Source organism: Mesorhizobium sp. ESP6-5 (assembly GCF_020164695.1).
Classification (GTDB): domain Bacteria; phylum Pseudomonadota; class Alphaproteobacteria; order Rhizobiales; family Rhizobiaceae; genus Mesorhizobium; species Mesorhizobium australicum.
On record NZ_JAIUGR010000023.1, the window covers coordinates 36,848 to 56,050 of the forward strand.

17 protein-coding genes are annotated in these 19,203 nt (G+C 63.7%); 6 read left to right on the forward strand and 11 right to left on the reverse strand.

Translation table 11 applies throughout. The features are described from left to right. Positions 1–143 precede the first annotated feature (143 nt). The 5 genes from LB524_RS28015 to mnmE form a co-directional block, all read right to left on the reverse strand. Positions 144–1,025: a ParB/RepB/Spo0J family partition protein gene (locus tag LB524_RS28015; protein WP_141907068.1), complete on the reverse strand. Its 882-nt coding sequence runs from the start codon at positions 1,023–1,025 to the stop codon at positions 144–146. 67 nt (positions 1,026–1,092) lie between these two features. Continuing rightward, positions 1,093–1,893, reverse strand: a complete 801-nt coding sequence (locus tag LB524_RS28020) for a ParA family protein (RefSeq protein WP_031251964.1) — start codon at positions 1,891–1,893, stop codon at positions 1,093–1,095. Positions 1,894–1,948: 55 nt separating this feature from the next. Next, positions 1,949–2,581: a 16S rRNA (guanine(527)-N(7))-methyltransferase RsmG gene (gene rsmG / locus LB524_RS28025; RefSeq protein WP_224531603.1), complete on the reverse strand. Its 633-nt coding sequence runs from the start codon at positions 2,579–2,581 to the stop codon at positions 1,949–1,951. Further along, entirely contained in the window at positions 2,578–4,461 is a 1,884-nt protein-coding gene (gene mnmG / locus LB524_RS28030; RefSeq protein ID WP_224531606.1) for a tRNA uridine-5-carboxymethylaminomethyl(34) synthesis enzyme MnmG, read from the reverse strand. The genes rsmG and mnmG overlap by 4 nt, the downstream gene beginning before the upstream one ends. A 194-nt stretch (positions 4,462–4,655) precedes the next feature. Then, entirely contained in the window at positions 4,656–5,984 is a 1,329-nt protein-coding gene (gene mnmE, locus LB524_RS28035) for a tRNA uridine-5-carboxymethylaminomethyl(34) synthesis GTPase MnmE (RefSeq protein WP_224531609.1), read from the reverse strand. A gap of 72 nt (positions 5,985–6,056) precedes the next feature. Here mnmE and LB524_RS28040 point away from each other — a divergent pair, with 72 nt between their 5' ends. Continuing rightward, on the forward strand, positions 6,057–8,075 hold the full coding sequence (locus LB524_RS28040; protein ID WP_224531631.1) for a thioredoxin domain-containing protein: 2,019 nt from the start codon (positions 6,057–6,059) through the stop codon (positions 8,073–8,075). A 58-nt stretch (positions 8,076–8,133) separates the two neighbouring features. Here LB524_RS28040 and rho read toward each other — a convergent pair whose 3' ends face one another. From rho to hemE, 3 genes are all read right to left on the reverse strand, one after another. Continuing rightward, positions 8,134–9,399 carry a transcription termination factor Rho gene (gene rho, locus LB524_RS28045; protein WP_015314810.1) on the reverse strand — a complete coding sequence of 422 codons (1,266 nt, stop codon included), beginning with the start codon at positions 9,397–9,399 and terminating at the stop codon, positions 8,134–8,136. Positions 9,400–9,564: 165 nt separating this feature from the next. Then, entirely contained in the window at positions 9,565–10,101 is a 537-nt protein-coding gene (hemJ, locus tag LB524_RS28050; RefSeq protein ID WP_140719578.1) for a protoporphyrinogen oxidase HemJ, read from the reverse strand. Beyond that, positions 10,101–11,132, reverse strand: a complete 1,032-nt coding sequence (hemE, locus tag LB524_RS28055) for a uroporphyrinogen decarboxylase (protein WP_224531612.1) — start codon at positions 11,130–11,132, stop codon at positions 10,101–10,103. Before hemE ends, hemJ begins: the two co-directional genes overlap by 1 nt. 404 nt (positions 11,133–11,536) lie before the next feature. Between hemE and LB524_RS28060 the strand changes: the two genes are divergently transcribed. The 5 genes from LB524_RS28060 to dnaQ all read left to right on the forward strand — a co-directional run bounded on the left by LB524_RS28060 (position 11,537) and on the right by dnaQ (position 15,576). Continuing rightward, positions 11,537–12,358, forward strand: a complete 822-nt coding sequence (locus LB524_RS28060; RefSeq protein WP_140822968.1) for a pyruvate, water dikinase regulatory protein — start codon at positions 11,537–11,539, stop codon at positions 12,356–12,358. 373 nt (positions 12,359–12,731) lie between these two features. Beyond that, positions 12,732–13,331 carry a Maf-like protein gene (locus LB524_RS28065; RefSeq protein WP_224531615.1) on the forward strand — a complete coding sequence of 200 codons (600 nt, stop codon included), beginning with the start codon at positions 12,732–12,734 and terminating at the stop codon, positions 13,329–13,331. Continuing rightward, a complete protein-coding gene (locus tag LB524_RS28070; RefSeq protein WP_224531617.1) occupies positions 13,324–14,181 on the forward strand; it encodes a shikimate dehydrogenase in 858 nt (285 codons plus the stop codon). Before LB524_RS28065 ends, LB524_RS28070 begins: the two co-directional genes overlap by 8 nt. After that, positions 14,178–14,759 (forward strand): dephospho-CoA kinase, encoded by a 582-nt coding sequence (gene coaE, locus LB524_RS28075; protein ID WP_224531619.1) that lies wholly within the window; start codon positions 14,178–14,180, stop codon positions 14,757–14,759. The genes LB524_RS28070 and coaE overlap by 4 nt, the downstream gene beginning before the upstream one ends. An 88-nt stretch (positions 14,760–14,847) precedes the next feature. Then, positions 14,848–15,576, forward strand: a complete 729-nt coding sequence (dnaQ, locus tag LB524_RS28080; protein ID WP_015314803.1) for a DNA polymerase III subunit epsilon — start codon at positions 14,848–14,850, stop codon at positions 15,574–15,576. Between the two features lie 19 nt (positions 15,577–15,595). Here dnaQ and LB524_RS28085 read toward each other — a convergent pair whose 3' ends face one another. The 3 genes from LB524_RS28085 to LB524_RS28095 form a co-directional block, all read right to left on the reverse strand. Next, positions 15,596–16,546 (reverse strand): alpha/beta hydrolase, encoded by a 951-nt coding sequence (locus LB524_RS28085; RefSeq protein ID WP_224531621.1) that lies wholly within the window; start codon positions 16,544–16,546, stop codon positions 15,596–15,598. A gap of 18 nt (positions 16,547–16,564) precedes the next feature. Next, positions 16,565–17,245, reverse strand: a complete 681-nt coding sequence (locus LB524_RS28090; protein WP_224531625.1) for an isochorismatase family protein — start codon at positions 17,243–17,245, stop codon at positions 16,565–16,567. A 289-nt stretch (positions 17,246–17,534) separates the two neighbouring features. Continuing rightward, positions 17,535–18,839: a M24 family metallopeptidase gene (locus LB524_RS28095; RefSeq protein ID WP_224531628.1), complete on the reverse strand. Its 1,305-nt coding sequence runs from the start codon at positions 18,837–18,839 to the stop codon at positions 17,535–17,537. Positions 18,840–19,203 lie beyond the last annotated feature (364 nt).

Genomic DNA, 19,203 nt, shown 5'->3' on the forward strand with positions numbered 1-19,203 from the left:
GCCGGCGTCACAGAAAGGCGCCGGCGTCGCACACCCAGCCTCTTCTCCCCGTCTCTATACGGGGAGAAGGTCCCGGCAGGGGGATGAGGGGCGGCGCCGAACGCCGGGAGTAACGCTGTGCCGCATAATTTGCCGGCTAAATGTTAATCCTGCTTCAGCCGCCTGCACAGCTCGTCGAGCTGTTCCAGGCTGCGGTAGGCGACGCGCAGCACGCCGCCCTTGCCCTTGTGGTCGACCGTCACGATCATGCCGGTCGTGTCGGTGAGCAGCTTTTCCAGCGCCAGCGTGTCGGCGTCTTTTTCGACGGCTGACGCGGCTGGCTTGGTGCTGGAACTGGCGCCGGCCGGCATCTGCGCCAGCGCTTCGGCCTGGCGCACGGAAAGCCCCTCCTCGACGATGCGCTTGGCGAGGCCGGCCGGATCCTCCGCCGTCACCAGCGTGCGGGCGTGGCCCGCCGACAGCGCGCCGTCGACCAGCATGTCGCGGATCACGTCGGGCAGCTTGAGCAGCCGCAACGTGTTGGCGACATGGCTGCGGCTCTTGCCGATGACCTGGCCGAGATCGGCCTGGGTGTAGCCATGGTCGTCGATCAGCTGCTGGTAACCCTGCGCTTCTTCGACCGGATTGAGGTCGGCGCGCTGCACGTTCTCGATGATCGCCAGTTCCAGCGCGGTGCGGTCGTTGACGTCGCGGATGATGACCGGGATCTCGGTCAGGCCGGCGCGCTGCGCCGCCCGCCAGCGCCGCTCGCCGGCAATGATCTCGTAGCGGCCGGCCTGCGTCGGCGAAGGCCGCGCCACGACCGGCTGCACCACGCCATGTTCGCGGATCGACTGGGCAAGGTCGGTCAGTTCGGCATCGCCGAAATGCCGGCGCGGATTTTTCGGATTGGCGCTGATGAACTCGATCGGCACCTTGCCGTCGGCGCTCATGCCGGGCTTTTCCGGGGCCGCCGGGCGATCGATCTCGCCGATCAGTGCTGCCAGCCCGCGACCCAGTCTTTTCCTCGAGAGATCTTCGCTCATCTTTATTCCACGTCTATTTCAGATCGTTTCGGTATCGAATCGGCTGTTAAGTGTGCATCGGTTCTAATCAAGCAGCGCGCAATTTACGCTCGCGGCGGATCACTTCGGAGGCCAATTGCAGATAGGCCTGGCTGCCGGAGCATTTCAGGTCATAGAGAATTGCCGGCTTGCCATAGGACGGGGCTTCGGACACCCGCACATTGCGCGGAATGATCGTCTCATAGACCTTGTCGCCCATATGCTCGCGCACGTCCTGCACCACCTGGTTGGCGAGATTGTTGCGACCGTCATACATGGTCAGCACGATGCCCTGGATGGTGAGGTCCGGATTGATCGAGCGACGCACCTGCTCGACGGTTTCGAGGAGCTGGCTGAGACCCTCCAGCGCGAAGAACTCGCATTGCAGCGGCACGAGAACGGAATCGGCCGCCGCCATTGAATTCAAGGTCAAAAGATTGAGCGAGGGCGGGCAATCGATCAGCACATAGCCGAAGGGCGCCCCGCGCTCGGTCGCGGCACGCAGCGCATTGCGCAGCTTGAGCACCCGGTCGGGTGCCGAGGCGATCTCCATCTCGATGCCGAGCAGGTCCAGCGTCGAAGGAACGATGGAAAGGCCGGGCACCGCGGTCGGAATGGCGGCGGCTTCCAGATCCAGTTCGCCCGTCAGCACATCGTAGGACGAAACCGTCCGGTCCTTGCGGTCGATGCCGAGACCGGTGCTGGCATTGCCTTGCGGGTCGAGGTCGACGATCAGCACTTTCTCGCCGATTGCCGCCAGCGCTGTGGCCAAATTGATGGCGGTGGTGGTCTTGCCGACGCCGCCCTTCTGGTTGGCTACGGTGATGATTCGAGGGCCGTTCTTCATCATGGGTCTATGCCAGAAATTCATCTTTGGGTCGCCGAACACTCAGACCCGTCTCGGTTCAGGCAGGTCGCACATTGGACAATTCGAGGATGACGCCGCTGGCGTCGGTCACGCTTGGATGTTCTACCAGATCGAAGGTCCACCGGTTAACGCTTTCTTGCACTTCGGCGCGATAATCCCGGCCTTTGTGAAACAGCGCCCGCGCGCCCGACGCCAGCCATGGCGCCGACAGGTCCAGCAGCACCGAAAGCGGTGCCAGCGCCCGTGCGGTGACGATTTCCGGCTTCGAAACAAGCACATGGCTGTCCTCGATGCGGCGCGCCACGACCCGCGCCGGCAGACCGAACTGCCCGACGACGGTCTGCAGGAACGAGGCCTTCTTGCGGTTGCTTTCGACCAGATCGATGCTGGCTCCCGGGCGCTCGGCGAGCAGAAAGGCCATGACAAGCCCGGGAAATCCGCCGCCGGAACCAATATCGACCCAATGCCTGGCATCGGGCTCTATCCCAGCAAGTTGCGCGCTGTCCAGGATGTGGCGCTGCCAGACATCGCCCGAGGTCGACTGCGCCACGAGATTGATGCTTCGGTTCCATTTCTGGAACATCGCTTCGAAGGCCACCAGGCGATCGAATGTTTCACGTGAAACCGGGCCGGCGGCCTCCTGCAGGCGCTCGCGAGAGAAGGAACTCACGCCACATCCCTCTGCTCGGCTTTCTGCACCAATTCCCGATGGCGGACATGCGCGACGATGATCGCCAACGCCGCCGGCGTCATGCCTTCCATGCGCTGCGCCTCCGCGATGGAGCGCGGCCGCCGCGCCTGCATCTTCTGCTTCAGCTCATTGGACAGGCCGGGCACGCCGGCAAAATCTACGGTGTCCGGAATCAGCCGGCTCTCTTCACGCCGGATCTGCGCGACATCGGTGCTCTGGCGATCCAGATAAACCGAATATTTCGCTTCCGTTTCGAGACGCTCCGCGGTCCTGGCATCGATATCGTGAAATTTCGGCTCAACCCCAGCCAGCCAAGACACATCGACACCGGGATAGGCCAGCAATTCAAAGCCGGACCGGCGTACGCCGTCGCGATTGATCTCCAAACCGTGCCGTGCCGCCTCGTTCGGCGTCATGGCCAGCGAAAGCGCCATCTCGCGCGCTTCATCCAGCCGCTGCATGACATCGCCATAACGCTGCATCCGCTCCGGCGAGGCGATCCCCAGCGTCTGCGCCAGCGGCGTCAGCCGCTCATCGGCATTGTCGGCGCGCAGCGAGAGCCGGAACTCGGCCCGCGACGTGAACATCCGATAAGGTTCACTGATGCCGCGACTGGTCAAATCGTCGACCATCACACCGATATAGGCCTGGGTGCGGCTGAGCACGATCGGTGCTCCGCCCGCCGCCCGCCGCGCCGCATTGAGGCCGGCGAGCAGGCCCTGCCCGGCGGCCTCTTCATAGCCGGTCGTGCCGTTGATCTGCCCGGCCAGAAAAAGCCCGGCAACGCGCCTGGTCTCTAGCGTGGGATGCAGTTCGCGCGGATCGACATGATCATATTCGATGGCATAGCCCGACTGCAGCATGACTGCATGCTCCAAACCGGGAATAGTCTTCAATATCTCCAGCTGAACGTCTTCCGGCAGCGAGGTCGAAATGCCGTTGGGATAGACGGTGTGGTCGTCGAGCCCCTCCGGCTCGAGGAAGATCTGGTGCCCGTCCCGGTCGCCGAACTTGACGATCTTGTCCTCGATCGACGGACAATAACGCGGCCCAACCCCTTCGATTGAGCCGGAATACATGGCCGAGCGGCCAAGATTGGCGCGGATCAGCTCATGCGTGGCGGTGGTCGTGCGGGTGATGCCGCAATCGATCTGCGGCGTCACGATACGGTCGGTCATCAGCGAGAACGGTACGGGATTCTCGTCCGCCGCCTGGCTTTCCAAAGACGCCCAATCGATGGTTCGTCCGTCCAGTCGCGGCGGCGTGCCGGTCTTGAGCCGCCCGAGCTTGAAGCCGGCGCGGTCCATCGTCGCCGACAGTCCCATGCTGGCCTTCTCGTTCATGCGGCCCGCGACGATCTTCTTCTCACCGATGTGAATGAGGCCCCGCAGGAAGGTTCCCGTCGTCAGCACCACGGCGCCGCAGGCAAGCCGACGGCCGTCTGCCAGGAGAACCGCGACGATATTTCCATCGGAGATCTCGAAATCGAGAACTTCGCCCTCCAGGACCTCGAGATCGTTCTGCTGCCGAATCGCTTCCTGCATGGCAAGGCGATAGAGTTTTCTGTCGGCCTGTGTGCGCGGGCCGCGCACCGCCGGACCCTTGCGGCGGTTGAGCAGGCGGAACTGGATGCCGGCGGCGTCCGCCACACGGCCCATCAGCCCATCCATGGCGTCGATCTCACGCACCAGGTGCCCCTTGCCGAGCCCGCCGATGGCAGGGTTGCACGACATCACGCCGATCGTGTCGAAACGCAGCGTCACCAGCGCGGTGCTCGCGCCAGCCCGCGCGGCGGCGCTGGCCGCCTCGCAACCCGCATGGCCGCCGCCCACCACAACCACATCATAGTGATCGGTCATTCCATATAGGTCCCGGACTCAAAGAAGATGAGCGACACATGTCCCCGCGAGGCGGGACTGTCAAGAAAACTTCCGCACAGGCGTTTCACGTGAAACAGCGAAACCCCGCTTCTATCGGCGTTTCACGTGAATTACCGCTTGATTGTTTCACGTGAGTCAGCACGAGCTTCGGCAGCCATCGTGTTTCACGTGAGTCATTTTCCAATGCAGAACTGGGAAAAAATCACGTCGAGCAAATCTTCGACGTCCATCGCACCCACAATTCGCCCCAGGCGATCCGCTGCCAGGCGCAGCTCTTCGGCGCGCAATTCCTGGGCCATGCGTTCGTCGGCGGCGCGGTGCAGATGCCGGTTCGCCGCGTCGAGCAACTCGACATGCCGCAGCCGTGATGGCAGCACGTCGCCGCTATCGCCGGCCGCCTCAGCGGCGCGGCGACCGATCTCCGCAAGCAATCCGTCCACACCTGTCCCGTCGACCACCGATATACCAAACTCGTAGCGCCCAGCTGTATCCTGGGTCGCTCTCCTATCGAGCAGGTCGAGCTTGGTGCCGACGCGCAATGCCGGCGTCGACATCGGCAGCGGACCGGCGTCCTTGGGGTCCGCGGCGTCCTCGAGCAGCAGCAGCAGATCGGCGCGATCCGCCTTGGCTCTTGCCTTCTCGATGCCGATCGCCTCGATTTTGCCAGGCGCTTCCCGCAACCCGGCCGTGTCGGTCAACCTAATGCGCAAACCCCGGAGATCCAGCACCACCTCCAGCAAATCTCGGGTGGTGCCGGGCTCATCCGTTACAATAGCGGCATCGCGCCGCGCCAAGGCATTGAACAGGCTGGACTTGCCGGCATTGGGCGCGCCGAGAATGACGACTTCGAAGCCGTCGCGAATGATCTCGGCGGCATGGAAGCCGGCGATGTGGCGGTCGATCTCCGAGATCATCGACCTCACGTCGGACCAAACCGTATCCGAAACGGAACCCGGTACATCGTCTTCATCGGCGAAGTCGATCTCGGCCTCGATCATGGCCCGCGCATGGATCAGGCGCCGACGCCAGCCGAGGTAGAGCGCGCTCTGCGCGCCCCCGGCGTTCTGGATGGCAAAACGCCGCTGCGCCTCGGTTTCAGCATTGACGAGGTCGGCCAGTGCCTCCGTCTCGACCAGATCGACCTTGCCGTTGAAGAAGGCGCGACGCGTGAATTCTCCTGGCTCCGCATGCCTGACGCCATCGAAACCAGCGATCGTTTCCAGCATCCTGGCCACCACGGCGCGCCCGCCATGAACATGGAACTCGGCGACATCCTCACCGGTGAAGCTCGCCGGACCGGGAAAGAACAGAACCAAGCCTGTATCGAGCACGGTTCCATCCGTAGCCCTGAATCTACGCAGGACCGCGGACCGCGCCTTAACCACGCCGCAGGCGATCGTTTCGACCACGAATCGAGTCTGCGGGCCGGATATGCGCAACACCGCGACACCGGCCGGAAGCCGGCCGCTCGACAGCGCCACGATCGAATCGCCTGAAATCATTTGCCCGCTCTACCGAACCGCCCTAGCTTTCGCTTCATCACCGCCCCGGATTGCTCCTGAAAGTTGGCCATTGTGACATTGCCCGCGCAAAACCTGCTTGCCGAAGAGGCCAGCCCCTATCTGCAGCAGCACAGCGGCAATCCCGTGCATTGGCGCGGATGGTCACCGGCATCGCTGGAAGAGGCAAAGGCGCTGGACAGGCCTATCCTGCTCTCCATCGGCTATGCCGCCTGCCATTGGTGCCATGTCATGGCCCATGAAAGCTTCGAGAACGACGATGTCGCCGCCGTCATGAACCGTCTGTTCGTCAATATCAAGGTGGACCGCGAGGAGCGACCCGACATTGACCAGATCTATATGGCGGCCCTGTCCTCGATGGGCGAGCAGGGCGGCTGGCCGCTGACCATGTTCCTGACCCCCGACGGCAAGCCGTTCTGGGGCGGCACCTATTTCCCGCGCGAGCCGCACTATGGCCGTCCGGGGTTCATCCAGGTGATGGAAGCGGTCGACAAGGCCTGGCGCGAAAAGCGGGCAAGCCTGCACCAGAGCGCCGACGGCCTGACCTCGCATGTCGAGGCGCGGCTCTCGGCCACGCATTCCAAGGCACTTCTCGATCGCGATACGCTGTCCGACCTTGCCGGCCGCGTCACTGGCATGATCGACCGCGACCGCGGCGGGCTCGCCGGCGCGCCGAAATTCCCGAACGCGCCGTTCATGCAGACGCTGTGGCTGTCCTGGCTGCGGGACGGCAATGCCGCGCATCGCGACGACGTCCTCGTCAGCCTCGAGCATATGCTGAGCGGCGGCATCTACGATCACATCGGCGGCGGGCTCAGCCGCTACTCGACGGACGCCGAATGGCTGGTGCCGCATTTCGAGAAGATGCTCTACGACAATGCGCAGCTCATCCGCTTCTGCAACTGGGCCCTTGCGGCGACCGGCGATGATTTGTTCCGGGTCCGAATCGAGGACACGGTCGACTGGCTGCTGCGCGAAATGCGTGTCGAAGGCGGCGCCTTCGCCGCCAGCCTCGATGCCGATAGCGATGGCGAGGAAGGCCTGTTCTACACCTGGAGCACGGGGGAGATCGAATCTGTTCTTGGAGACGATTCAATCTTGTTTTTCAACTACTTCAGCCTTTCCAGCCCGCCCGGATGGGAAGGCAAGCCGGTGCTCCATCAGACCCTCTCCCAGCAGGCGTTTGGTGTTGCCGACCGGGAGCGGCTCCTCCCGCTCAAGACAAGGCTTCTCACTGTCCGGGAACAACGCGTCAGGCCGGGCCTGGACGCAAAGACCCTTACCGACTGGAACGGCCTGATGATCGCCGCCCTCGCCGAGGCGGGTCGTTCGCTGGCGCGACCGGATTGGATCGAGGCCGCGGCCAAGGCCTTTGCCCATATCGGCAAAGCCGGCCGCGACGGTCGCCTGCCGCATTCCATGCTTGGCGTCCGGAAACTGTTTCCCGCACTGTCGAGCGATTATGCCGCCATGACCAACGCGGCGATCTCGCTGTTCGAGGCCACTGACGACTGGAGCTATGTCGAGCAGGCCAGTCGGTTCCTCGAACAGCTCGACCATTGGCACGCCGACGCGGAAGGCACAGGCTACTATCTGACCGCCTCGGACAGCACCGACGTGCCGATCCGCATCAGGGGCGATGTCGACGAGGCCATCCCCTCGGCCACCAGCCAGATCATCGAGGCGCAGGTCCGGCTGGCTTCTATTACCGGCAACCTCGACTTGCAGGAGAAGGCGTGGAAAACGGCCGAGCATGCCGCCGGCCGAGCGGCGCACCAGGCCTATGGCCAAGCGGGTATCGTCAATGCCTGCGCGCTTGCCCTCGAGCCGCTGAAACTGGTCATCGTGGACGGGCTGGAGGACCCGAAGCTCATTCCGGTGGCGAATCGAAACCTGGATCCGCGTCGCGTCGATATCGTGGTGCCAATCGTTACGGCGGCGAATCGACCCTTACTCCCCGGCGGAATCCTGCCTCCGACCAACCGGCGCGGCGCCTGGTTGTGCACCGGCCAGGTCTGCCTGCCGGTGGTTACGGATGCTGATGAATTGGAAGGATTGTTGCGGCGAAAGTGATTCGTCATCCTCGGGCTTGATCCGAGGATGACGAAGATAAGGCTATGCCGCGCCTCGATTACGTGTTCATCGAATCGAAGAAATCGCCGTTGGTCTTGGTCTGCTTCAGCTTGTCGATCAGGAACTCGATCGCGTCGGTGGTTCCCATCGGCGCCAGTATGCGGCGCAGCACGAAGATCTTCTGCAGGTCCTGGCGCGACACCAGCAGGTCTTCCTTGCGGGTGCCGGACTTGAGGATGTCGATGGCCGGATAGATGCGCTTGTCCGCCACCTTGCGGTCGAGCTGGATTTCGCAGTTGCCGGTGCCCTTGAACTCTTCGAAGATGACTTCGTCCATGCGGCTGCCGGTGTCGATCAGCGCGGTGGCGATGATGGTGAGCGAGCCGCCTTCCTCGATGTTGCGCGCGGCGCCGAAGAAACGCTTCGGGCGCTGCAGCGCATTGGCGTCGACACCACCGGTCAGCACCTTGCCGGAGGACGGCACGACGGTGTTGTAGGCGCGGCCCAGGCGAGTGATCGAATCCAGAAGGATCACCACATCGCGGCCGTGCTCGACCAGCCGCTTGGCCTTCTCGATGACCATTTCGGCGACCTGGACGTGGCGCACCGCCGGCTCGTCGAAGGTCGAGGAGATGACTTCGCCTTTGACCGAACGCTGCATGTCGGTGACTTCCTCGGGACGCTCGTCGATCAGCAGCACGATCAGGTAGCATTCCGGATGATTGGCGGTGATGGAGTGCGCGATGTTCTGCAACAGCACCGTCTTGCCGGTGCGCGGCTGTGCGTTGATCAGCGCGCGCTGGCCCTTGCCGATCGGCGCCACCAGGTCGATGACGCGAGGCGAGATGTCCTTGCCGGGCGGATTGTCGACCTCCATCTTCAGCCGCGAGGTCGGATAGAGCGGCGTCAGATTGTCGAAGTGGATCTTGTGGCGGATCTTCTCGGGATCGTCGAAATTGATCGTGTTGACCTTGAGCAGCGCGAAATAGCGCTCGCCCTCCTTCGGGCTGCGGATCGGCCCTTCGACCGTATCGCCGGTCTTCAGCGAAAAGCGCCGGATCTGCGACGGCGAGATGTAGATGTCGTCGGGACCTGGCAGATAGTTGGCATTGGCGGAGCGCAGGAATCCGAAACCGTCCTGCAGCACCTCGACCACGCCGTCACCGATGATCTCGATGTCCTGGGCGGCGAGCTTCTTCAGAATCGCGAACATCAGTTCCTGCTTGCGCATGACGCTGGCGTTCTCGACCTCGAGCGATTCGGCATAAGCGATCAGCTCTGGCGGCTTCTTGTTCTTGAACTCGGTGAGTTTCATTTCTTGCATTAGACGGACTCTGGGTAGGCTTTGGGGGAAAGATCGGCGGGATGCGACAAATGCCGGGCGCGGCCGAAAGCAATGACGGGCGGCGCATGACGGGAAGGAAGACCCGTCTTGTATCGTCGGTCGGCTGAAAGAGCAAGCCGCCTTTTGAGCGGGTCCGATGAAGTCTCAGAAGGGCTTCACGACGACCAGGATCACGATTGCGATCATCAGCAATGTGGGGATCTCATTGACGATCCGCCAGTGCCTTGCCGGTTTTTCGTTGCGGTCCTCGGCGAATTTGCGCACCGCGCCGGCCAGATAGCCGTGAATGCCCGACAAAATCAGCACCAGGCCGATCTTGGCATGCAGCCAGCCGCCCTGGAACGCAAAGATCTTCCAGGCCAGCCACAGCCCGAACACCCAGGTGAGGATCATCGCCGGATTGATGATGCCGCGCAGCAGACGCCGCTCCATCACCTTGAAAGTCTCCGACTGCACGGAGCCTTTCTGCGCATCGACGTGATAGACGAACAGCCGCGGCAGATAAAGCATCCCGGCCATCCAGGAGATGACGGCGAGGATATGGATCGCCTTTGCCCAGGGATAGAAGCTTTCGGGCGCGAAGAAAAACAAAAGCGCGGTGAGAACGATCAGGACAGCGATGCCAACGACCATGCGCTTCATTGCCTGGCCGGTGCTGTTGGTGTTATCTCTGTCAGCCATCAGCGTGCGGCGCTCCGAACCTGTTTCACCATCGCCTCGACATGCGCCACCGGCGTCTCCGGCGTGATGCCGTGGCCGAGATTGAAGATCAGCGGCCCATTCCCCAGCACCTGGAGGATCGCCTCGACGCCATCGGCCAACGCTTGCCCGCCGGCGACCAGCCGCAACGGATCGAGATTGCCCTGGACGGCGCCTTGCCGCTGCAACGCCTTCGCGGCCTCCAGCGGCACCGTCCAGTCGATGCCCAGCCCCGTCACGCCGGTCTTCTCGCGGTAGCTCTGGTAGCGGGCGCCGGCGCCCTTGGGAAAACCGATGATCGGCACACCGGGATGAACCGCCCGAACCTGCCTGACGATCTCGGCCACCGGCTCGACGCAGAAGCGTTCGAACGAGGCATCGTCGAGCACCCCCGACCAGGAATCGAAAATCTGCACGACATCCGCACCGGCCTCGATCTGCCGGATCAGATAGAACGCCGAATGGTCGGCGAGCACTTTCAGCAGCTGCCGAAACGCCGCCGGCTCGCGGTAGGCGAACAGCCTCGCCGGCGCCTGGTCCGGGGTGCCGTGGCCGGCGATCATATAGGTCGCCACCGTCCACGGCGCGCCGCAAAAGCCGATCAGCGTCGTTTCGTCGGGCAATTTCGCCCGCAGCCGGCGAAGCGTCTCGTAGACCGGTTCGAGATTCACGTGAAACACATCGCTTCCCAGCGCCGGAATCTCGGCCGCCGAAATCGGCGTCAGGCGCGGCCCACGCCCTTCCTCGAAGCGCACGTCGCGGCCAAGCGCATGGGGAACGAGAAGGATGTCCGAAAACACGATCGAAGCGTCGAAGCCAAAGCGCTCGATCGGCTGCAGCGTCACTTCCACGGCAAGGTCGGGGTCGTAGCAGAGATCAAGGAACGAGCCGGCCCGTCTTCGCGTCTCACGGTATTCCGGCAGATAGCGCCCGGCCTGTCGCATCATCCATAGCGGAGGAGGAAACACCGCCTCGCCTTTCAGCACATCCAGCATGATCCGTCTTGCAGGCATCGAGCGCTCGCTTCTCCCGGCTTCCTCTTAATCAAATATCTTATTTTAAAAGAGTCTTCTGATTCTAAGAGTCTGTTGGTTGTGGTGGTTGTCACCTGTCCCGCTTTGGCCGCCAAAACGCCAGCAAGCATATTGTCGCGCACTCCCGATCGCGGCTGGCAGGGTTCTGGGGACAATCAGGAATCCGCCACTGGAGTCAATGCGCTAGGTCTGATGCCCTGGAGACCTGCCCTGTGGACGAGCAAAAGGCAAAATGCTTCGTCCACGGACTTGTCCCCAGCCGCCAGGAGAAGCTGACAGCGCATCGAATTGTGGACAAACCGGCATCTGATACAGTCGCCTTCGGCCGGCCCGTCGGCCCGTCCGATCTTATCCACATCCGCCCACAGCCCCAGGTGATCCCTGTGAACAAACCCCAGAGCTTCTTTCACCTGCATCTGATTTCCGATGCCACGGGCGAAACCCTGCTCGCCGCCGGCCGCGCAGCTTCAGCGCAATACAAGGATGCACGCGCCATCGAGCACATCTACCCGCTCATCCGCACCGAAAAGCAGATAGCCAAGGTGTTCGAGGACATAGAGGAGGAGCCGGGCATCATCCTTTACACGGTGGTCGACCAGAAGCTGGCACGCGGCATCGACGAACGCTGCGCGGCCATGGGCCTGCCCTGCGTGTCCGTGCTGGAGCCGGTGCTGACGGTCTTCCAGTCCTATTTGGGGACGCCGGCCGGCCGCCGCGTCGGCGCCCAGCATGTTCTCGATGCCGAATATTTCCGGCGCATCGATGCGCTCAACTTCACCATGGACCATGATGACGGACAGCTGCCGGCAAACATGGATGACGCCGATGTCGTGCTGATCGGCATATCGCGCACCTCGAAGACGCCGACCAGCATCTATCTCGCCAACCGCGGCATCAAGACCGCCAACATCCCGATCGTGCTCGGCGTGCCGGTGCCAGAAAGCCTGATCAACGCCAGGGCGCCGCTGGTCGTCGGGCTGATCGCCACCGCCGAGCGCATCTCGCATGTGCGCCAGAACCGCATCCTCGGCAATTCGAGCACCTATGTGCCAACCGAGTATGTCGACCGCGCCGCCATCAACGAGGAACTCGCCTATGCCCGCCAGATCTGCACCCGCCACGGCTGGCCGATGATCGACGTAAGCCGCCGCTCGATCGAGGAAACGGCGGCGGCGATCGTTGCCCTGCGGGGGAAGAACAGATAATTGGAACCGTGCGCCAACCTGCCAACAGAACCGCTGCGTGTTTCGAAAGGTCACGGCATGGATCCTAGGGTCTGCGCCGCGTCGCTTCGCTCCTTGCTTCGCCCTAGGATGACGAAGGGATGATTGTCCCGGCTAATCTCGAAGGTTTGTGACTTGCCAGCATCGTCACTTCTTATGCGGCGACACAACTGCAAATCTCCGGCCGTTGAGATTAGCCGTGGATCGCAATGCATTCGTCATCCTAGGGCGAAGCAGGAGCGAAGCTCCGTCGCGCAGACCCTAGGATCCATGCCGTTACAGTGGCCAAGGGGTGCGGCGGCCGCTAGCGTCCCACCCAGCCAGCAACTCAATGACGGGTAACAGGCGAAAGATCATGACAGAAAAAATCATCCTCGCTTCAGGCAGCCCGTTCCGCAAGGCGATGCTGGTCGATGCCGGCGTCGACATCGAGGCGGTTCCCGCGACGCTGGACGAGCGGGCGCTGGAAGCGCCGTTGCAGGACAGCGGCGCCTCGCCCGAGGACGTCGCGCTGGTGCTCGCCGAAGCCAAGGCCACCGAAGTCAGCGAGCGCCGGCCCGGGGCACTGGTGCTTGGCTGCGACCAGACGCTGTCCTTGGGTGACGAGGTGTTCCACAAGCCGGCCGACGTGGAGGGCGCGCGCCGCCATCTCCTGGCGTTGTCGGGCAAGACCCATCAGCTCAACAGCGCCGCCGTTCTGGTGCGCGACGGCAAGGTGCTGTGGCGCCATGTCGGCATCGCCTCGATGACCATGCGCAAGCTCGACCCCGCCTTCATCGGCCGGCATCTGGCTCGGGTCGGCGTCAAGGCATTGTCGAGTGTCGGCGCCTACCAAGTCGAGGGCGAAGGCATCCAGCTGTTCGAAAAAATCGAAGGCGACCATTTTACCATTGTCGGCCTGCCGCTGCTGCCGTTGCTGGCGGAACTGCGCGCACTGGGAGCCATCGATGGCTGAAACCTCGAAAAAGGCCTTCGTCACCGGCCACCCCATAAAACATTCGCGCTCGCCGATGATCCACGGTCACTGGTTGGCCAAGCATGGCATTGATGGCAGTTATCAGGCGATCGATGTGGCGCCCGAAAACTTCGCCGAATTCCTGGCGACGCTGCAGGCGAACGGTTATCGCGGCGGCAACGTAACCATCCCGCACAAGGAGGCGGCTTTCGCCGGGGTCGCGCGCCGCGACCATGCGGCCGACGAGATCGGCGCCGTCAACACGTTGTGGTTCGAGGAGGGCAATTTGTGGGGCGGCAACACCGACGGCCATGGCTTTGCCGCCAATCTCGACGACCACGCTCCGGGCTGGGCGGCCAATGGCCCTGCCGTGGTGCTGGGTGCCGGGGGGGCCGCCCGTGCCGTGATCCATGCGCTGAAGGCGCGCGGCCTCCGTGATATCCGCGTCGTCAATCGCACGCTCGCCCGGGCAATCGAATTGCGCGACCGCTTTGGCGCCGGGGTGTCCGCGCATCCCCTGGCGGCGACCGGCGAATTGCTGCGCGACGCCGGCCTGCTGGTCAACACCACGGCGCTGGGCATGCAGGGCAACGGGGATCTGGCCGCCGACCCCAGGGATCTGCCCGCCCACGCCGTGGTCAACGACATCGTCTATGTGCCGCTCGAGACCCCCCTGCTCGCCGCCGCGCGGGCACGGGGGCTGAAGACGGTCGACGGGCTCGGCATGCTGCTCAACCAGGCGGTGCCCGGCTTCGAACGCTGGTTCGGCGTCAGGCCGAAGGTGACGGCTGAACTGCGCGCGCTCATCGTTGCCGATCTAGTGTCCAAATCCCGGGTGCCGAAATCATGATCGTGCTCGGCCTCACCGGCTCGATCGGCATGGGCAAGTCGACCACGGCCAGGATGTTCGCCGAAGCAGGCGTGCCGGTGCATGATTCCGACGAGACGGTGCACCGCCTCTATGCCGGCAAGGCGGCCCCGCTGGTCGAGGCCGCCTTTCCCGGCACCACGGTTGGCGGAAGCGTTGACCGCGCAAAACTCGGCGCTCGCGTGCTCGGCGATGCCGCGGCGCTGAAAAAACTCGAAGCCATCATCCACCCGCTGGTCCGTGCCGATGCCGATGCCTTCCTGGCCAGGCATCGTGAAGCGGGCGAATCGCTCGTGGTCCTCGACATCCCGCTGCTGTTCGAAACCGGCGGCCGTGGCCGCGTCGACAAGGTCGTCGTGGTGACGGCGCCGGCCGAAGTCCAGCGCCAACGCGTGCTGGCGCGGCCCGGCATGAGCGAGGAAAAACTGGCGTCGATTCTGGCCAGGCAGGTGCCGGATGCCGAAAAGCGCCGGCTGGCCGATTTCGTCATCGACACCGGCGAGGGGCTGGCCGCCGCGCGTGCGGCGGTTGCTTCGATTGTTGCCGAAATCAAGGGATAAGTCGGGCTCCTGACGGCAGGCCGTCAGCATTGCCCATTGCCATTTTGTTCCGGTCTGGCGATTCTCCTCCCAGGAGCGACCTGATTCGATGCGTGAGATCATTTTCGATACGGAAACCACCGGCCTCGATTCGCGCGACGACCGCGTGATCGAGCTTGGCGGCGTCGAGCTGGTCAATCGCTTTCCGACCGGCAGGACCTTCCATCATTATATCAACCCGCAAGGCCGCGCGATCCATGCCGAGGCGCAGTCCGTGCACGGCATCAGCGCGGCCGATCTCGCGGGCAAGCCGAGCTTCGCCGAAATTGCCGAGGAATGGCTGAAATTCACGGAAGGCGCCAAGCTGGTCGCCCACAACGCCACCTTCGATATCGGCTTCCTCAATGTCGAATTCGGGCGGCTTGGCCACCCGCCTGTCGATAACGGGCTTGTCGTCGACACGCTGGCCCTGGCGCGCCGCAAGCACCCGATGGGACCCAATTCGCTCGACGCGCTGTGCCGGCGCTACGGCATCGACAACACCAAGCGCACCAAGCACGGCGCCCTGCTCGATTCCGAATTGTTGGCAGAAGTCTATATCGAGCTGATCGGCGGCAAGCAGGCCGCATTGATCCTCGACAGCGCCACCGCGCCGGCCCAGGGCGGCAACAATGTCAGGCATATTGAGATCATCGTTGCCGAGCGTCCGGCGCCGCTGCTGCCCCGCCTGACCGAAGCGGAGCGCGCCGCGCACGCCGCCATGGTCGCGACGCTGGGCGAAAAGGCGCTGTGGCTGAAAGCCTCCCCCCAGGAAGCAGCCCAGGCGCTGTCCTCATAAAGCCATCCGAGGAGCGGCCTCAGTACGGCCATTCCCCCCGGCCCAGCGCGGCAGCGGCCGCAATGATGCGCGCAAAAGCCTCCGCAGCGGCCGGCACGGTCGTGCGGGCGCGCAGGAAACTGTGCACGAGGCGGGGCTCCTCGTGCCACCAGGCCTTGCCGCCGGCCTCCAGGATATGGTCGCGATAGACTTCGCCGTCCGACGACAGCGGATCGCATTCGGCCGTGATGATCACCGTTGGCGGCAGGCCGGAAAAGTCGCGGTCGCGCAGCGGCGCGAAGGTCGGATCGTCGGGCGATTGCTTCCTGGGTGAGCGGACGTCGCGGTAGAAGGCGGCGTCGCTCGTCGACAGCAGCGGCGCATCGGCGTGTTCCACGTAGGAGCCGATCGCCTCGTTGCCGCCGAGGTCGGGATAGATCAGCACCTGGCCGATCGCGGCGCGCGGATGGCGACGCGTGGCCTGTGCCACTGCCGCCGCCAGATTGCCACCCGCACTTTCACCACAGAGCACGAGCGGCGGCTCGCTGGTCGCCGCCGCCCATTCGAAAGCCGCCAGCGCATCGTCGAAGGCGGCGGGATGAAGATGCTCGGGCGCCAGCCGGTAATCGACCGACACAACGTCGAAGCCGGTGCCGGCACAGATTTCGGCGCAGATGTCGTCATGGCTTTCGAGCCCGCCGAGGATGAAACCGCCGCCGTGGAAATAGAGCACTGTTGCGCGCGGTGTGGCGCCGGCGAGCCGGTAACGGCGGACTGGGATATCATAGTCCGAAGCGGCGACCAGGCTGTCGGTGGCCTTGACCCCGGGCGGACGGCCCTGGTGGAAGGCCCGGCACATCCTCGCATAGACCGCGCGCTGCTTGTCGATCGGCAGGCCGGCAATCTCCGGCGGGTACCAGGCGTTGACGCTGTCGATATAGGCCCAGAGCGCCGGGTCGAGCCATGGTCCATATTTGCCGCGGCTGGTCATTTCAATCCGAGGGGTACGTCAAAGCTCGGCATAGAGACGGGCGGCGTTTTCAAAAGTGAAGCGCAGGGGTACCGAGCCTTCGACCTGCCAGACGGTGACCGTCTCGCCGGCCAGCAGCCGGCAGGCGCCGTCGGTGTCGGTAACCGCGCCGCCATAGAGCCGGTTGGCAAGGTTGAGGATGCCGGTCTGGTGCATGGCCGCGCTGCCGCTGCCGCAGGCATCCTTGACCAAAAGCACGCGAAAGCCCCTTGCCACGGCATCCCTGACCGACGCGTCGATACAGGCCTCGGTCCACACACCAGCTATGACGAGCCATTCGATGCCGGAAGCCTTGAGTCGGTCGCCAGCCGGACCGGAGCGGAAGGCGCTGGCCTCGGCCTTGATTAGCAGCGCCTCGCCATTCGCCGGCGCCACTTCGTGGCAGATTTCTGTCAGCGGGTCGCTCTTGTCGGAAAAGGCCGACTTGCCGTCTTCGCCGACCGGATGGAAGGGCCGGTCCTGGCTGTCGAGATCGACGATATAGGCCCAGTGATAAAGCGGCACATGGTTTTGACGCGCCGCCGCCTGCAGGCGCTGGACGTTGCCGAGGATTTTATCATAGCCCCCGACAAGGTAGCGCTTGTCCCGCCGGTGCTCTTCCTGCAGGTCGATGAACACAGCGGCCACCGTGTCGGGGCGGATGGAAATGGGGGCTTTCATGCGGAGGGTTTTCCGGCTGACGCTGTTTCTCTGCTGGCGCAGGCTTGGACGATTGTCCGAAAAGGCCCCGCGACTTCGTCATTCCAGGGCGCAGCAGCCGCGAAGCGGCGTCGCGAAGACCCTGGAATCCATGCCGTGATGTTTGTCGAAGGATGCAGCGGAGCGGATCCTAGGGTCTGCGCCGCGTCGCTTCGCTCCTTGCTCCGCCCTAGGATGACGAAGCGAGAGGCGTGGCGGCTAATCTCTAGTGCTTTCAGTACCGCGTGTAGGCCAGCGGCGGAGACCACCATCAAATCTCTTTCTCCAGAAACTCATCCTCATACGGAAAGCGCGAAAGAAGCTCGGTGCCGGTCTCGGTGATCAGGATTTCGTCCTCCAGCTTGACGCCCTCGCGGCCGCCCTTCTCGCCAATATAGCTTTCCACGCTCACCACCATGCCTGGCACGATATGGCCGTCGCGGCCATAGGTCTCGTAATCCATGGCATGCGCGATGAATGGTGTCTCGCCATGCATGCCGACGCCGTGCATGACCGAGGTGTAGCGCTGGTCGACGAAGCGGTCCGGAATTTTCCACGCCTTCTCGGCGATCTCGCGGAACGCCATGCCGGGCTTCACGATCGAAATATTGTGCTGAACCTGATCGTGCGCCATGCGGTAGAGCGATTTCTGATAAGGCGTCGGTCTGCCCGGCCCGCAGCGGAAGGTGCGTGAAAAATCCGAATAATAGCCGTAACAGCCGATCGTGTCGGTATCGAGCGCCAGCAATTCGCCGGGCCTGATCTTGCGGCCGCTGGCTTCATTGAACCACGGATTGGTGCGCTGGCCTGAGGTCAAGAGCCGCGTCTCGATGAATTCGCCACCCTGGCGGATGACCTCGCCATACATGATGGCGAACAGATCGTTTTCGGAAACGCCGGGCTTGATCGCCTCGCGCACCGCATAGACGGCGGCTTCGGCGCCCGCCATCGACACCTGCAGGCATTTCACCTCTTCCGGCGTCTTCACCGCGCGCACGGCGAGGATTTCGCCCTGGCAATCGCGAACCTCGCAGCCGCGCTTTTCAAGCGCCAGCGCCTGCAGATGACTGCAGCGGTCGAGCCCGAGCTTCATCGAGCCGCCGCCGTGCTTTCTCAAGAGTTCGGCGATCTCGTCGGCGAAGGGGCCGGCGGTTTCGTCGTCGCGGCCCGACACGGAAGACCAGACGAGCTTCGAAGGACGCGCCTCGTCGATCGTGTCGAGCACCATGGAGACATGGTAGCTCTGCGGATATTCGAACAGCACGATCGGCCCGGCGGCCGGAATGAAGAAATAGCGGGTCGAGTTGCGCAGGAAATAGCCGAACATGTTGCGCGAGCCGGTGGCGTAGCGCTGGTTGTAGGGGTCGAACAAAACGACGCCGCCATAACCGGCCTCGCGCATCCAGCCGCGCAGTTTGTTGAGCCGGCCTTTGCGCAAGGCGTCGGCATCGATGAAGGACGGCTCGGTGTCGGACAGCCACATGCCGCCGGCCGGATCGGCCGCCGCCGGATGGCGCATGCGGTCCTTGAAGTCGACATCCTCGGTGCTGTCGGGGTCGAAAACGACGATGCTCATGGTGTCTGGCCTTGGGTGGTTGCAAGATTTGACCATGGCGCAGAAGAAGCAGGGGAATTGTGCCGAAAACCGCGTGGGCTGTGCGGAATGCCGCTGCAGGAACAGAGAGGCCGGCGCCAAGCGCCCCCCTCTGTCCTGCCGGACATCTCCCCCTCAAGTGGGGAGATCGGCAGCTTGTTCGGGCGGCGCCCTTCTAGCGACGTTCGTGATTGGCGAAAGCAGGGATGACAGCCAATCTCCCCCCAAGAGGGGGAGATGTCCGGCAGGACAGAGGGGGGCGCTGTCCCGCCAACGCCTCCCGCGTCAACTCGCGCTAATGCCGTCTCGCCAGCTTCGGCGCATGCCCATGCTCCTCCCTAAAGGC